This window comes from Cupriavidus sp. P-10, from assembly GCF_003402535.2.
Lineage (GTDB): Bacteria > Pseudomonadota > Gammaproteobacteria > Burkholderiales > Burkholderiaceae > Cupriavidus.
Genome location: NZ_AP025170.1, coordinates 2,121,833 through 2,136,482 on the forward strand (window position 1 = coordinate 2,121,833; position 14,650 = coordinate 2,136,482).

Annotated in this window: 15 protein-coding genes; 1 reads left to right on the forward strand and 14 read right to left on the reverse strand. The window is 66.8% G+C overall.

Annotated features, from left to right (window positions below):
- Positions 1 to 140 precede the first annotated feature (140 nt).
- The 8 genes from CTP10_RS09760 to CTP10_RS09795 form a co-directional block, all read right to left on the reverse strand.
- Positions 141 to 1,685: an acyl-CoA synthetase gene (locus tag CTP10_RS09760; protein WP_116320478.1), complete on the reverse strand. Its 1,545-nt coding sequence runs from the start codon at positions 1,683 to 1,685 to the stop codon at positions 141 to 143.
- A 15-nt stretch (positions 1,686 to 1,700) separates the two neighbouring features.
- A complete protein-coding gene (locus CTP10_RS09765; RefSeq protein WP_116320477.1) occupies positions 1,701 to 2,777 on the reverse strand; it encodes a branched-chain amino acid ABC transporter permease in 1,077 nt (358 codons plus the stop codon).
- Positions 2,778 to 2,793: 16 nt separating this feature from the next.
- Complete coding sequence (locus CTP10_RS09770) at positions 2,794 to 3,819, reverse strand: branched-chain amino acid ABC transporter permease (RefSeq protein ID WP_116320476.1); 1,026 nt, start codon at positions 3,817 to 3,819, stop codon at positions 2,794 to 2,796.
- A 15-nt stretch (positions 3,820 to 3,834) separates the two neighbouring features.
- Entirely contained in the window at positions 3,835 to 4,575 is a 741-nt protein-coding gene (locus tag CTP10_RS09775) for a branched-chain amino acid ABC transporter ATP-binding protein (protein ID WP_116320475.1), read from the reverse strand.
- The gene (locus tag CTP10_RS09780; RefSeq protein ID WP_116320552.1) at positions 4,568 to 5,338 is read right to left on the reverse strand and encodes an ABC transporter ATP-binding protein; all 771 of its coding nucleotides are present in this window, start codon (positions 5,336 to 5,338) and stop codon (positions 4,568 to 4,570) included. Before CTP10_RS09780 ends, CTP10_RS09775 begins: the two co-directional genes overlap by 8 nt.
- Positions 5,339 to 5,436: 98 nt before the next feature.
- On the reverse strand, positions 5,437 to 6,624 hold the full coding sequence (locus CTP10_RS09785) for a substrate-binding domain-containing protein (RefSeq protein WP_116320474.1): 1,188 nt from the start codon (positions 6,622 to 6,624) through the stop codon (positions 5,437 to 5,439).
- Positions 6,625 to 6,704: 80 nt separating this feature from the next.
- Positions 6,705 to 7,496 carry an enoyl-CoA hydratase/isomerase family protein gene (locus tag CTP10_RS09790; RefSeq protein WP_233528174.1) on the reverse strand — a complete coding sequence of 264 codons (792 nt, stop codon included), beginning with the start codon at positions 7,494 to 7,496 and terminating at the stop codon, positions 6,705 to 6,707.
- A 2-nt stretch (positions 7,497 to 7,498) separates the two neighbouring features.
- Positions 7,499 to 8,152, reverse strand: coding sequence for a TetR/AcrR family transcriptional regulator (locus tag CTP10_RS09795; RefSeq protein ID WP_116320550.1), 654 nt, complete (start codon positions 8,150 to 8,152; stop codon positions 7,499 to 7,501).
- 226 nt (positions 8,153 to 8,378) lie between these two features.
- Between CTP10_RS09795 and CTP10_RS09800 the strand changes: the two genes are divergently transcribed.
- On the forward strand, positions 8,379 to 9,245 hold the full coding sequence (locus CTP10_RS09800; RefSeq protein WP_233528173.1) for an alpha/beta fold hydrolase: 867 nt from the start codon (positions 8,379 to 8,381) through the stop codon (positions 9,243 to 9,245).
- Here CTP10_RS09800 and crcB read toward each other — a convergent pair.
- The 6 genes from crcB to CTP10_RS09830 all read right to left on the reverse strand — a co-directional run bounded on the left by crcB (position 9,227) and on the right by CTP10_RS09830 (position 14,643).
- Complete coding sequence (crcB, locus tag CTP10_RS09805) at positions 9,227 to 9,607, reverse strand: fluoride efflux transporter CrcB (RefSeq protein WP_116320473.1); 381 nt, start codon at positions 9,605 to 9,607, stop codon at positions 9,227 to 9,229. The two genes, CTP10_RS09800 and crcB, sit on opposite strands and share 19 nt — an antisense overlap.
- A complete protein-coding gene (gene moaE / locus CTP10_RS09810; protein WP_116320472.1) occupies positions 9,607 to 10,101 on the reverse strand; it encodes a molybdopterin synthase catalytic subunit MoaE in 495 nt (164 codons plus the stop codon). The genes crcB and moaE overlap by 1 nt, the downstream gene beginning before the upstream one ends.
- Position 10,102: 1 nt before the next feature.
- Positions 10,103 to 10,360: a molybdopterin converting factor subunit 1 gene (gene moaD / locus CTP10_RS09815; RefSeq protein ID WP_029048714.1), complete on the reverse strand. Its 258-nt coding sequence runs from the start codon at positions 10,358 to 10,360 to the stop codon at positions 10,103 to 10,105.
- A 55-nt stretch (positions 10,361 to 10,415) separates the two neighbouring features.
- Entirely contained in the window at positions 10,416 to 11,657 is a 1,242-nt protein-coding gene (locus CTP10_RS09820; RefSeq protein WP_116320471.1) for a molybdopterin molybdotransferase MoeA, read from the reverse strand.
- A 186-nt stretch (positions 11,658 to 11,843) separates the two neighbouring features.
- The gene (gene thrC / locus CTP10_RS09825) at positions 11,844 to 13,289 is read right to left on the reverse strand and encodes a threonine synthase (RefSeq protein ID WP_116320470.1); all 1,446 of its coding nucleotides are present in this window, start codon (positions 13,287 to 13,289) and stop codon (positions 11,844 to 11,846) included.
- A gap of 43 nt (positions 13,290 to 13,332) precedes the next feature.
- The gene (locus CTP10_RS09830) at positions 13,333 to 14,643 is read right to left on the reverse strand and encodes a homoserine dehydrogenase (RefSeq protein ID WP_116320469.1); all 1,311 of its coding nucleotides are present in this window, start codon (positions 14,641 to 14,643) and stop codon (positions 13,333 to 13,335) included.
- Positions 14,644 to 14,650 lie beyond the last annotated feature (7 nt).

Sequence of the window (14,650 nt, forward strand, 5' to 3'; positions counted from 1 at the left end):
CTCCTTCTGTCGCCCCGTGTCGGGGCGGTAGAGACGAACGTCAATGGAGAACAGCGGAGACTGCGGACAGCGGACAGCGGACAGCGGAACTGCAGGAAATGCAGGAGATGCGGGAGATGCGTATGGCGGGGTGCTGCGCGTCAGCCGGCGAACCTGGCGCGCAGCTTGTGCTTTTCCACCTTGCCGGATGGCGTGCGCGGCAAGGCATCGACAAAGCGCACGTGGCGCGGCACCTTGTAGCCGGCAAGCTGCGCCTTGCAATGGGCGATGACCTGCCCTGCATCGAGCGTGGCGCCGGCGCGCAGCACCACCAGCGCCATGCCGGTCTCGCCCCAGCGTTCGTCCGGCGTGCCGATCACGGCGGCCTCGGCCACGCCCGGCAGCTGGAACAGCACGTTCTCGACTTCGGCGGGGTAGACGTTCTCGCCGCCGGAGATGTACATGTCCTTGGCGCGGTCGACGATGTAATAGTCGCCCTCCTCGTCGTGCCAGGCGATGTCGCCGGAATGCAGCCAGCCGTCGCGGATCGCATTGGCAGTCGCTTCGGGCAGGTTCCAGTACCCGGGCGTGACGCCGGGCCCCTTGATCAGCAGTTCACCACGTTCGCCGGGCGCGACGTCGTTGCCTAGCGGGTCGACGATGCGCGTCAGCATCGATCCAACCGGCTTGCCGATGGTGCCGATCTTGCGGCGCGCGGTGGCTTCATCGCAGACAAAGACCGTGGGGCCGGTTTCCGTCATGCCAAAGCCGAAGCAGATGGTGACGCCCTTGGCCAGGTAGGTTTCCAGCAGCGGCCGCGGCACCGGCGAGCCGCCAGCCGACATGTTGCGCACACCGGAGAAGTCCGCTTGCGCGAAGCCTGCGTGCTGGCTCAGGAACAGGTAGACCGCGGGCACTGCGAAGAACATGGTGATGCCTTCGCCCGAGTTGCGGTCGAGCCGGTCCAGCACGACCTGCGGCTCGAACTGCCGCATGATGTGGACCGTGCCGCCGGCATGCAGCACCGGGTTGGCATACAGGTTCAGGCCGCCGGTATGGAAGAACGGCAGCACGTTCAGGAACACGTCGTCGCGCGTGATCTTGTTGGCCAGCATGGCATTGACGGCGTTGAAGAAAACCATGCCATAGGTCTGGATCACGCCCTTGGGCTTGCCGGTGGTGCCGGAGGTGTACAACAGGTGCCAGACCTCGGATTCGTCGCGGCACGGCATCTCGATGATGCGTCCGGAAGCAGCATCGAGCACGGCTTCGTATTCGGTCCAGCCACCTGGTACGTCGGCCGCCTCGTCATCGGCAAGATGCAGTACCGCGCGCAGCGGCACGGTGCGCGCCAGTTCGGCGGCAACGGCAAGGAAGCCGTCGCCGGCGACCAGCACCTCGGGCGTACAGTCCTGCAGGATCGGCAGCAACTCGGCCGCGGGCAGGCGCCAGTTCAGGCACACCATCACCATGCCGGCCTTGGCGCAGCCATACAGCATCTCGAAATAGTCGGAGCTGTTATGCGCGAGCACGGCGACGCGCGTGCCCGGCGCCAGTTGCAGGCCGTCGGTCAGGTATTCGGCGAAGCGGCTGGCGCGTTCGTCGAACTGGCGATAGGTCACCCGGCGTCCGCTCTCCACGTCCACCAGCGCGATCTTGCCGGGAGTGTGCTGCGCGTTCTTGTGCAGCCAGTCGATCACGTACATTGCGCGGGCCTCCGCTCAGGTTGCCACGTCCTGCACGGCACGATTGCCGCGCAGCCGTCCCACCACGCCCTGCGGGAAGTAGTAGACGCTCAGGATAAACAGCAGCCCCAGCCACAGCAGCCAGCGGTCCGGGTGCAGCAGCGACGACAGCAGCGGCAGCGCCGTGGTGGCGTCGCTGGCCAGCTTCATCACGTCCTGCAGGTAGGTCTGGGCCACCAGGAACAGCACCGTGCCGATCACCGAGCCGTAGATCGTGCCCATGCCGCCGATCACCACGATCAGCAGGATGTCGACCATGATCTCGAACGACAGCGAGGTATCAGGACCGTTATAGCGCAGCCACACCGCCATCAGCACCCCCGCCAGCGTGGCGAACATCGCAGACAAGACCGTCGACACCGTGCGGTAGACCACAGTGCGGTAGCCGATGGCCTCCGCGCGGAAGTCATTCTCGCGGATCGCCTGCAGCACGCGGCCGAAAGGCGAGTTGACGATGCGCAGCAGCAACAGGAACAGCACCAGCGCGCCGGCGAACACCAGGTAGTAGCTCAACAGCTTGCCGGTCAGCGGCACGCCCAGCAGTTCTGCGTCTCCGATCGAAAAGCCGGGGCGCAGCATCTCAGGCACCTTGAAGGTCAGCCCGTCCTCGCCGCCGGTCCACTCTGACAGCTGCGATACCAGCGTGGCGAACGCGGTCGCCACTGCCAGCGTGATCATCGCGAAGAAGATCGCGCGCACGCGCAGCGAAAACAGGCCGATCAGGAACGCCAGCAGCGCCGAGACCGCCAGCGCGCCGACGGCGCCCACGGCCAGCGCGCCCCAGCCCGGCTCCATCCGCGACATCGCGATGGCGACGCCGTAGCCGCCGATGCCGAAGAACATCGTATGCGCGAACGAGACGATGCCAGTGTAGCCCAGCAGCAGGTCATAGCTGGCCACCAGCACCACGAAGATGCAGATCTTGGCCGCCATGTTCAGCGCACGCGCGCCTGGAAAGGCAAACGGCGCGCAGGCCAGTGCCAGCAGGATCAGCAGCAGGATCACGGTCAGCACGCGGCTGCGCGGCAGGTCGCCGGAGAGAAGTCGGATCATGGTCGTGTCCTTCCGTTCAGCGCCGAGCCACCGGGAACAGCCCTTGGGGGCGCCACAACAGGATCAGCATCATCAGCAGGATGTTGGAGAACAGCGCAACCTTCGGGAACAGGAAGCCGGTGTAGTTCGCCATCAGGCCGACCAGCAACGCGCCGACAAAGCAGCCCGTGGTCGAGCCCAGCCCGCCGATGATGATGACGATAAAGATCAGCACGTTCACCTGCGCGCCGATCGCCGCGGTGATGTTCTGCTGGTACAGCCCCCACAGGACGCCGCCCAGTCCGGCCAGCCCGGCGCCGACCACGAACACGCCGATGAACAGCCGGCGGATGCGGTAGCCGAGCGCCTCGACCATCTCGCGGTTCTCCACGCCAGCACGGATCAGCAGGCCGATGCGGGTGCGGTTTAGCAGCAACAGCATCGCGATAAAGATCACCAGCCCGAGCGCCATCGCGATCAGCCGGTATTTCTCGATCGCGGCATCGCCCAGCAGCACCGCGCCACGGAACGTGGTGGGCACCTGCAGCGCGATGGTTTCCGGGCCCCAGATCGCCTTGATCAGTTGCTCGGCGACGATCATGCCGCCCATGGTGATCAGGATCTGCTTCAGGTGCTGTCCATAGACCGGACGCACCACCACGCGCTCGAAGAACAGGCCGACCGCGCCGGCGGCGACCATGGCGGCGGCGATCGCCAGCGCGAACACCGCCAGGTTCTGCACGAGGCTGTCCGCCTCCACCCAGCCCGCCATCGGCAGCAGCACCGATGCCGCCACGTAGGCACCCAGCGCGATGAAGGCGCCGTGGCCGAAGTTGAGCACGTCCATCAGGCCGAAGACCAGCGTCAGGCCGGAGGACACCACGAAGATGATCATCCCCATCGCCAGCCCGGCAATGGTCAGCGTGAGCCAGGTCGATGGACTGCCGACCAGCGGGAAGGCCAGCAGCATCAGCAGCGGCGCCAGGGCCAGCGGGGTCCAGTCGAGCCGGACCTTGGTCAGGGCTGCCGGCGCGGTGGCCGGCAAGGTCGTAGAAGTGGTCATTGGTCTCGTCCCGCGTTACTGGTGCGCTGCCAGCGACAGCCCCAGCAGTTGCTGCTGCAGCGCCTCATCGCCCGCCAGCGCCGCCATTGTCCCCGCATGCACGGTGCGCCCGTCATCCATCACCGCCACCGTATCCCCCACCGATTTCGCCATGTTGAAGTTCTGCTCCACCAGCAGGATCGACACGTCGGTCTGCTTCAGCTCGCGGAATACGTGGATCATGTTCTGGATGATCGCGGGTGCCAGCCCCTTGGTGGGCTCGTCAACGATCAGCAGCTTGCGCGGCTCGATGATGGCGCGCGCCACCGACAGCATCTGCTTCTGCCCGCCCGACAGCACGCCGGCGCGCTGGTGCCAGAACGTCTTCAGCGCCGGGAACATGCGGAACACCCAGTCCAGCCGCCGTTCGTCGATGGCGCCGTTGCGCGCGGCCAGGCGCATGTTCTCGGCCACCGTGAGGTCGGAGAACACGCTCATGTTCTCCGGCACGTAGGCAATGCCCGCCTGCGCGATCGACGGCGTGCTGTGGCGAGTGATGTCCGTGCCGTCGAAGGTCACCGTGCCCGCGCTCGCCTGCCACAAACCCATGATGGTGCGCAGCGTCGTAGTCTTGCCGGCGCCATTGCGTCCCAGCAGCATGGTCACGCCGCCGCGCGGCACGTCGAAGCTGACGCCGTGCAGGATGTGGTACGGGCCGATATGGGTCTGCACGCCCTGCAGCCGCAGGATAGGCGTGGCGTGTTGCGCGTCAGCCATGGTTGCCGCCCTCCTTCTCTTCCTCCGCCATGCCCAGGTAAGCCTGCTGCACTACCGGCGACGCGATCACCTCGGCGGGGTCGCCGTCAGCCACGAGCGTGCCGTTGTGCAGCACGATGATGCGGTCGGCCAGCGAGCGCACCACGTCCATCTTGTGCTCGACCAGCAGCACGGTCTTGCTGCGGTCCTGGCGGATCTCGCGGATCAGGTCCAGGATCACCGGCACCTCGTCCACGCTCATGCCCGCGGTGGGTTCGTCGAACATGAACACGCGCGGCTGCAGCGCCAGCAGGATGCCGACTTCCAGCTTGCGCTGGTCGCCATGCGGCAGCGACGCCACCGTCAGGTGCTGCTTGCCTGCCAGCGCCACGCGCTCCAGGATCGCCAGCGCCTGCGCGCGCACGTCGCGGTGGCTGGTCCACAGCGAGAACAGGTCGATGCCGCGCTGCTGCCGCGCCTGCACCGCCAGCCGCACGTTCTCCAGCACGGACAGCTGCGGGAACAGGCTGGTCAGCTGAAAGGCCCGGCCGATGCCACGCCGGGTCTTCTGCGACACCGGCAGGCGCGTCACGTCCTCGCCGTCGAGCAGGATCTGCCCGGCAGTGGGCGGCAACTGCCCCGAGACCAGGTTGAAGTACGTGGTCTTGCCGGCGCCGTTCGGGCCGACGATGCAGGTCAGCTCGCCCGGCCGGAACGCGCACGACACCGCATTGACCGCGACATGGCCGCCAAAGCGGATGGTCAGGTCGCGCGTCTCCAGCAGCGGCCGGACGCCGGCCGCCGCGGCCGTGCCGCGCTGGGCCGCGGGCGACTGCGACGCCGGCAGGCCCGCAGCGCGGGCGGAAGAGGCTGGCGCGTTCATCAGCGTTGGTTGCGCACGGGCACGTTCATTTCTTCGGGCTTGATCTCGCGCACGAGCTCAGGAACGCCCCAGGCAAAGGCCGGATCCACCTTGATCTTGAAGTGGTACATCGACTGCATCGCCTGGTGGTCTTCCTTGCGGAAGGTCATCTTGCCCTTGGGCGTCTCGAACGACATGCCTTCCATCGCCATGATCAGCTTGTCGGTGCCGGTGTCGCCGTTGGTCTTCTTCAGGGCCTCGACCAGCGCGATGCCCGCGGTCATGCCGCCGGCAGTGAAGAAATCGGGCGGCGCCTTGAACTTGCTGTAGTGGTTCGACACCAGCCATTCGTTGGCCTTGTTCTTGGGGATGCCGAAGTAGTAGTACGTGGCGCCCTCCATGCCCGGGAAATTCTTGTAGCTGGTCATCGCCGGCAGGATGTTGCCGCCGGTGGCGATCTCGATGCCGTAGCGCTTGGGATCGAGATCGGCGATCTTGAACGGGTTGCCGGCACCGGCCCAGATGATGAAGATCACCTTGCGGCCGGGCTTGTCCTTGAGCGCATCGAACAAGCGCTGCGCGCCGGCAGTGAAGTCCGTCGTGCTGGTGGGCAGGTATTCCTCATGGACGATCCTGGCATTCTTGAGCGCCCCCTTGAACGCCTTCACGCCGTCACGGCCGAACGCATAGTCCTGCGCCAGCGTGGCGATGGTCACGCCAGGCTTGTCCAGCGCCACGGCGTTGGAGATCGCGTCCTGCGACGAATTGCGGCCGGTGCGGAAGATATAGCGGTTCCACTTGTCGCCGGTGATCGAGTCGGCGACGGCGGGCTCGACCAGCAGCACCTTCTTGTATTCCTCCGCCACCGACAGCATCGCCAGCGCGGTGCCGGACGAGGTCGGGCCGACGGCGATATCGGCGCGGTCATCGCTGTAGGCGGCAGCAAGCTGCGCCTTGGCCACGTCAGGCTTGCCCTGCGTATCCTTTTCGATCACCACCAGCTTGTTGCCGTTGACGGTCATAGTGCCGTTGGTGGCGTATTCCAGGCCCATCAGCAGGCCGGTCTGGGTCTGCTTGGCATACGCTTCCAGCGCGCCGGTCTTGTCGTAGACGTGGGCGATGCGGATGTCCTTGGCCAGTGCGGCGCCGGTGGCCAGAAGGCCGGCGGCCATGACCAGGGCGCGTACTGCGAAGGGGTTGCTTTGCATGGCTGTCTCCTGTGTTCGGTTTCTTTTTGCGTCGGAAGGGCTGGAACCTGCTGCAACTGCGTGGAATGTCTGCTGCCCGGCTACTCTCGCGTTTGCCCGGCAAGAAAGCGGCGCATGCCGTCGGCGGTCTCCGCGCTGGCAATCTGCGCGACGAAGGCGGCGCGCTCGCGCTCCAGGCCCCCTGCCAGCGCTTCGGCGTCCCAGCGCAGCAGCGCGCGGGTACGCGCCACGCTGCCGGGAACCTTGTCCGCCACGCCGCGCGCCAGCGCGATCGCCTCGGCCTCTGCCGCACCGGGTGCCGACAGCGCGAAGGCCAGCCCGTGCGCGACGGCATCCGGCGCCGCGACGACCGTGTTGTTCAATTGCCAGCCACGCGCCCGTGCCGGACCGGCCAGCTGCGGCAGCATCGCCGTCCAGCCGCCATCCGGGCTGAAGCCCACCACCGTGTAGAACGGGGCGATGCGCGCATCCTGCGCCAGTACGGCCATGTCGCACGCCAGCACCAGCCCGAGCGAACCGCCGGTCAGCCAGCCCTCGACGGCCGCCACTACCGGGCAGCGCAGCGCCGCGAGACGCAGGATCGAACGGTTCAGCAGCGCGAGCAGCTCGCTGGCGTAAGCGGCAATGCCATCGCCTTGCGCCGCGAAGGCCGCCACGTCGCCACCGGTCGAGAAATTGCGCCCGGCATGCGTCAGCACCACGGCGCGGACCGACGTGTCGGCCTCGATCTCGTCCAGCGCGCCCAGCAGGGCTTCCAGCAGGGCCGGCACGAGACTGTTATGCCGCTGTGGCCGGTTCAGGCGCAGCAGCGCCACGCCGTCCCTGCGTTCGAGCAAGACCAGCGGATTTTCGGCCATGGTCATCGCAGCCATGATCATCGCGGCTGCAGGCCGTGGGCGATCAGGTCGAAGGCGGTATCGACCACCTTCTCCATGGAGGCCGGACGCTTCCAGCGCGCATAGCGCATGCCGAGGAAGTTGCTGATGCCGATCAGGCACCAGGCGCGCACCTCGGCATCGCCGGGGACGATCTCGCCCTGCTCTTCGGCGCGCTCCAGCCGCCGGCTGTAGAGCTCGGCAAAGACCTGGAAATAGCTGCTGTAGATGGTCTCGTCCACCGAATATGAGTCCAGCACGATGCGGTACAGGTTCTTGTGGCGCGAAACGAATGAGAGAAAGGCCTTCAGGCCCAGCCGCTCGGCCTCCATCTGGCTGGCGGCATTGGCCACGTGCTTGCGCAGGTGGGCGCGCACCAGTTCCAGCATATGGCTGACCAGCGCGCGGAAAATGTCTTCCTTGTCCTTGAAGTACAGGTAGAAGGTGCCCATGGCGACCTTGGCTTCCTGCGTGATCTCGGAGATCGAAGCGGCGTAGTAGCCCTTCTCGCCGAACACTTTCTCCGCGGCGCGCAGCAGTGCCGCGCGGGTCTTCTGCCCCCGCGCGGTCTTGGGCGGGCACATGCCGCCGGCGTGGGCCATGTCGTGTGTTTCGCGGGCTTCGCCGACTTCGCCAGTCTCGGTCTGGGACATCTTGTCTCCGGTGGCGCTGAGCGCCTTGTCATTGGAATGCCAGCCGCTTCGGGTCACGCCGCAGGCACCTCCTCGCGCCTGCCGCCACCCCGGAAACCGATATGCAGGCAAAACCTGATATCTGATTCATGTTTCATCGTATAAATTGACCGGCATGGATGTCAATAGAGGGGCACCCTGCCCTCCGTTGCATCGCTTCCCACCCTCTGCCTGGAGAGACACGCCGTTGGACGCTCCCGATTCGGCTTGTGTCAGTGCCGCCGCCCCGCCCTTTGCCACCCATCCGGCGCATGGCCCCTTGCCGGGCTGGCGCGAAGCCGGCGAAGGCCGGCCGCTGCTGCTACTGCACGGCTGGTCCGTCAACGGCGAAGCCTTCGACGGCCAGCGCGCGCTGGTGCAGGCGGGGTTCCGGGTGATTGCGCCCGACCATGCCGGCCACGGACTGTCGAGGCACGGCACCGGCACCACTATCGCAGCGCTCGCCCGCGATGCCGCGGCACTGGTCGGCCACCTTGGACTGGCCGATGTGGTCGTGGTGGGCTGGTCGATGGGCGCGATGGTGGCATGGACGCTGCTGCGTGACCATCCGGGTTGTCCACTGGCGGCGGTCGGCAGCATCGACATGACGCCACGGCTGGTCACCGACCGGCAATGGCCGCACGGCCTGCATGGCCATTACGACATGGACCTTGCGAGGCAGATGGCGGCACGCATCCGTGCCGACTGGCCGCGGCTGGCGCCATCGGTGGCATTGGGATTGTGGGCGGCAGGACGGCGCCCGGACGGCGCGGCGATGCGGCGCATTGCACGGATGGCAGAGAGCTGCGAGGCCGCCACGCTGGCATCGCTATGGGAAGACATGGCAAGGCAGGATTTCCGCGACACGTTGCGCGCCGCGCGCCTGCCGCTGTTCCACCTGTATGGCGAGGCCAGCCGGCTATATGCGCCGGCGGTAGGCATCGCCACCCGCGCCTTGCAGCCCGGCGCGGGCCTGAGCGTGGTCGCCGACGCCGGCCACAGTCCGCACATGGAGCAGCCGCAGGCATTCAATGCCGCGCTGCGCGCGCTTGTGGATCAGGCCAGCACGCGGTAAGTCCAGAGCCCCAGCGCGGTCAGCAGCAGCGAGCCGCCCAGGTGCAGCAGCAGGTGCATCGCTGCCCAGCCGTAATCGCCGGCAAGCAGGTTGGCGATCACCTCGCTGGAAAAGGTCGAGAACGTGGTCAGGCCGCCGAGGAAACCGGTGATTGCCAGCAGGCGCCATTCCGGCGGCAGGCCGGCGTGGGTATCGAAAAAGCCGACGGCCAGCCCGATCAGGTAGCCGCCCAGCAGGTTGGCAGCCAGCGTGCCGTACGGCAGCGCGGGGTTGAGCGCATTCCACAGCACCGAGAAGCCCCAGCGCAGCCATGCCCCCGCCGCGGCGCCGACGCCGACGGCAACAAACCCCATCGGACCCATCAGGGCTTGTCCTCGCTGACCTCGCCGCTGGCGTTGATCGACGCAATGCCCCAACGCTTCAGCGCGTCTTCATCGGTCACGCGCGCATCGACCCAGCGCGCGCCTTCCGGCGTTTCTTCCTTCTTCCAGAACGGCGCTTCGGACTTGAGGTAGTCCATGATGAATTCGCAAGCCGCGAACGCATTGCCGCGATGTTTCGAGGCAACCGCCACCAGCACGATCTGATCAAGCGGCAGCATCGGGCCGACGCGGTGGATGATGGTGACGCCCAGCAGTTCCCAGCGCGCGCACGCCGCCGCTTCGATCTGCGCCAGCGCCTTCTCGGTCATGCCCGGGTAGTGCTCCAGCTCCATCGCGCTGACGGCGCTGCCCTCGCTGACATCGCGCACGGTGCCGATAAAGCTGGCCACCGCGCCGACCTGCGGGTTGTCCGCGCGCAGTGCCGCCACCTCGGCGCCCAGGTCGAAATCCTCGCGCTGAACCCTGACGCTCATCTCAGCCTCCGGTAACGGGCGGGAAGAAGGCAACCTCACAGCCATCGGTGATCGCCGTATCAGGGCGCGCCACCGCGTGGTCGACGGCCATGCGCAGCGCGCGGCCTTCGGCCAGGGTCTCGGCCCAGGCCCCACCGCGCTGGCGCAGCCACTGGCGCAGTTCGCCCACGGTGCGCACCTCGGCCGGCACCTCGGCGCGCTCCTCGGCCACGCCGAGTTGTTCGCGCACGCTGGCGAAGAATCGTAGTTCGATGGTCATGACTGCCTCTTTGTACTGACTTTACTGACTTTACTGACGGGGTATTGCGGGCCGGCTACACGAGCAGGCCGTCAAACGGGATGAATTGCACGGTATCGCCGCGCGCGATGGCCTGGTTGGGCGGGTTGTCGATCAGCCCGTCGCCCCATACCGTGGAAGTGAGCACGCCGGAACTCTGGTTGGGGAACAGGTCCAGCCCGCCCTCGGCGTTGATGCGCGCACGCAGGAACTCATTGCGGCGGTCACCCTTGTTCAGCTCAAAATCGGCGCGCAGCGGCAGCCGGCGCGGCGCCACGTCGGTCACGCCCTGCTGGCGCAGGATGAACGGTCGTACGAACAGCAGGAAGGTGACGAAGCTCGACACCGGGTTGCCCGGCAAACCCAGGAAGAACGCCGGCTCGGCGCTCGCGCTGGTGACCTGGCCGAAGGCCAGCGGCTTGCCCGGCTTGATCGCGATCTGCCACATGTCGAGCCGGCCTTCGGCCTCGACCGCGGGCTTGATATGGTCTTCCTCGCCGACCGACACGCCGCCCGAAGTAATGATCAGGTCGTGGCCCTGAGCCGCGCGGCGCAGCGTTTCGCGCGTCGCCGCCAGCGTATCGGGCACGATGCCGAAGTCGCTGACCTCGCAGCCCAGGTTTTCCAGCAGGCCGCGCAGCGTGAAGCGATTGGAGTTGTAGATTGCACCCGGCTTGAGCGGCTCGCCCGGCATCGCCAGTTCGTCGCCGGTGAAAAACACCGCGACGCGCACACGTCGCACCACGTCGAGCTTTGCCTGGCCGACCGACGCGGCGAGCCCCAGCGCCTGCGGCGTCAGCCGCGTGCCGGCCGGCAAGATCACGCTGCCGGCCTCGATATCCTCACCTGCACGCCGGATCCATTCACCGGATTGCGGCACGTGGTTGACGATCACATCCTCGCCTTCAGCCGTGCATTGCTCCTGCATCACGACGGCGTCGGCACCCGGCGGAATCAGGCCGCCGGTAAAGATGCGCGCGGCGGTGCCGGGCTGCAGTTCGGTGCCGACGTGCCCCGCCGGAATACGCTGCGACACGCGCAGCCGCGCGCCCGCTGCCGGGACGTCGGCGGCACGCATGGCGTAGCCATCCATCGAGGTGTTGTCCGCCGGCGGCACGCGCAGCGTGCTGGTCACGGGCGCGGCCAGCACGCGGCCGTTGGCGTCTAGCGTGTCGAGCTGCTCCACCTGCGCCAGCGGGCGCGCGGCGGACAGCAGCGCGTCGAGCGCCTGGGCCATGGTCAGCATCGGAGGACGGGAAGGTGCTGCGGCTTGGGTCATGGTGCGATGTGCAGGAAGGGTTGGCCCATGCGGGTTGACCAAAAAGAAACGGCCCGCGCATTGCCATCCGCCTATGATGGGGAAAGCAATCCGGGGGCCGAGGATCGGGCCCGCAGCCTGATTGTAGCGAGTTGGCGCGGACACGGCACGCGGCGGTGCCGCAGCGTGCCCATGGCGCCAGCGTGCTTACAGGCCGGTGTGGCCGGCGATATAGGCCTTCACCTTGGCCGCGTCGGCCGGCATCACTTCAAAGCGCTGCGGCAGGCTCTCGATGCCTTCGAACTTGGCCGGACGCTCCGGCTCATGCCCAAGCGCCTCGCGGATGGTGTCGGCGAACTTGGCCGGCAGCGCGGTTTCCAGCACCACCATCGGCACGCCGGCGCTGAGATGCTCGCGCGCCACCTTGACGCCATCGGCGGTGTGGGTATCGATGGTGATGCCATAGCGCGACGACAGGTCGCGGATGGTCGCCACCCGGTCCTCGTGCGTGCTGCGCCCCGAGACAAAGCCGAACTCGCGGATGCGGTCGAATTCCGGCGTGCCCGACAGGTCGAAGCCGCCCTGCTCTTCCACGTCGCGGAACAGCGCCGCCAGCTTGCCGGCGTCCTGGCCCAGCAGGTCAAACACAAAGCGCTCGAAGTTCGAGGCCTTGGAGATGTCCATGCTCGGGCTGGAGGTGTGGTACGTCTCGGCCGACTTGCGCACACGGTAAGCGCCAGTGCGGAAGAACTCGTCGAGCACGTCGTTCTCGTTGGTGGCAACCACCAGCTTGTCGATCGGCAGGCCCATCATGCGCGCGATATGGCCGGCGCAGACGTTGCCGAAGTTGCCCGACGGAACGCAGAACGAGACCTTCTGGCCCGGGCCATCGGTGGCGAGCAGCCAGCCCTTGAAGTAGTACACCACCTGGGCCACCACGCGCGCCCAGTTGATCGAGTTGACCGTGCCGATCTTCTGGCGGGCCTTGAAATCGTGGTCGTTGGAGACGGCCTTGACAATGTCCTGGGCGTCGTCGAACACGCCTTCGATGGCAAGGTTGAAGATGTTCGGATCCTGCAGGCTGAACATCTGCGCGGTCTGGAACGCGCTCATCTTGCGGTGCGGGCTCAGCATGAATACGCGGATGCCGCGCTTGCCGCGCATCGCGTACTCGGCGGCGCTGCCGGTGTCGCCGGAGGTGGCGCCCAGGATGTTCAACTCCTGGCCGGCACGGGCGAGCGCGTACTCGAACAGGTTGCCGAGCAACTGCATCGCCATGTCCTTGAAGGCCAGCGTCGGGCCGTTGGACAGGCCCAGCAGTTGCAGCCTGGTGCCGCCTTCCTCGCCCAGCGTGCGCAGCGGCGTGATGTCGGCGGTGTTATCGCCTTCGCGCGCATTGCAGTACACCTCGGCGGTATAGGTCTTGCGCGTCAGCGCGCGCAGATCCTCGGCGGGAATATCATCGCAGAACTTGCGCAGGATCTCGTAGGCCAGGTCGGCGTACGGCAGCTTGCGCCAGGCCTCCAGCTCGTCGGCCGTGACTTGCGGATACTGCTTCGGCAGATACAGGCCGCCATCCGGGGCCAGACCGCCGAGCAGGATCTCGGAGAACGATTGCGGCATGTCATGGCCGCGGGTCGACTGGTATTTCATGTGGCTCTGCTGTGGCTATGCTGTGGCTATGCTGTGGCTGCGCTTAATTCAGTTCTTCCATGCGCAGGCGCGTCACGGCGGACAGTACGGTCGGCAGCGCCTCGATCTTGGCGATGGCGGCGTTGACGTGCTTCTCGCGCGTGATGTGCGTCAGGATGATGATGTCGGTCTGCGGCTCGCCTTCGCGCGATTCCTTTTGCAGCATGGCGTCGATCGAGATGCCGCCCTCGGCCAGGATGCGGGTGATCTCGGCCAGCACACCGGTCTCGTCGGCCACGCGCATGCGCAGGTAGTACGAACTGTTGATCTCTTCGATCGGCAGCACCGGCACGCTCGACAGCTCGTCCGGCTGGAACGCCAGGTGCGGCACGCGGTGGTTCGGGTCGGCGGTGTGCAGGCGGGTCACGTCGACCAGGTCGGCGATCACGGCCGAAGCGGTCGGCTCGGCGCCGGCGCCCTTGCCGTAGTACAGCGTCGCGCCCACGGCGTCGCCCTGCACCAGCACGGCGTTCATTGCGCCTTCAACGTTGGCGATCAGGCGGGCGGAGGGTACCAGGGTCGGATGCACGCGCAGCTCCACGCCGTCGTCGCGGCGGCGGGTGATGCCGAGCAGCTTGATGCGGTAGCCCAGTTCCTCGGCGTACTTGATGTCGGTGGCGGACAGCCTGGTGATGCCTTCCACGTGCGCGCGGTCGAACTGCACCGGCATGCCGAACGCGATCGCGCTCATCAGCGTGACCTTGTGCGCGGCATCGACGCCCTCGATGTCAAACGTGGGATCGGCCTCGGCGTAGCCCAGTTGCTGCGCTTCCTTCAGGACCACGTCGAAATCCAGGCCCTTGTCACGCATCTCCGACAGGATGAAGTTGGTGGTGCCGTTGATGATGCCGGCGATCCACTGGATGCGGTTGGCGGTCAGGCCTTCGCGCAGCGCCTTGATGATGGGGATGCCGCCGGCGACCGCGGCTTCGAAGGCCACGATCACGCCCTTCTTGCGCGCGGCTTCGAAGATCTCGTTGCCATGCACGGCCAGCAGCGCCTTGTTGGCGGTGACCACGTGCTTGCCGTTCTCGATCGCCTTGAGCACCAGTTCGCGGGCCACGCCGTAGCCGCCGATCAGCTCGATGACGATGTCGATGTCGGGGCGCGTCACCACCTGGTGCGCATCGCTGACGATCTCCACTTCCCCGTTGGTCAGTTCGCGCGCGCGTTCGGTGTTGAGATCGGCCACCACGGCAATCTCGATGCCGCGGCCGGCGCGGCGACGAATTTCTTCCTGATTGCGCTTGAGCACGTTGAACGTGCCGCTACCGACGGTACCGATGCCGAGCAGGCCAACTTTGATGGGGTTCATGGACAAT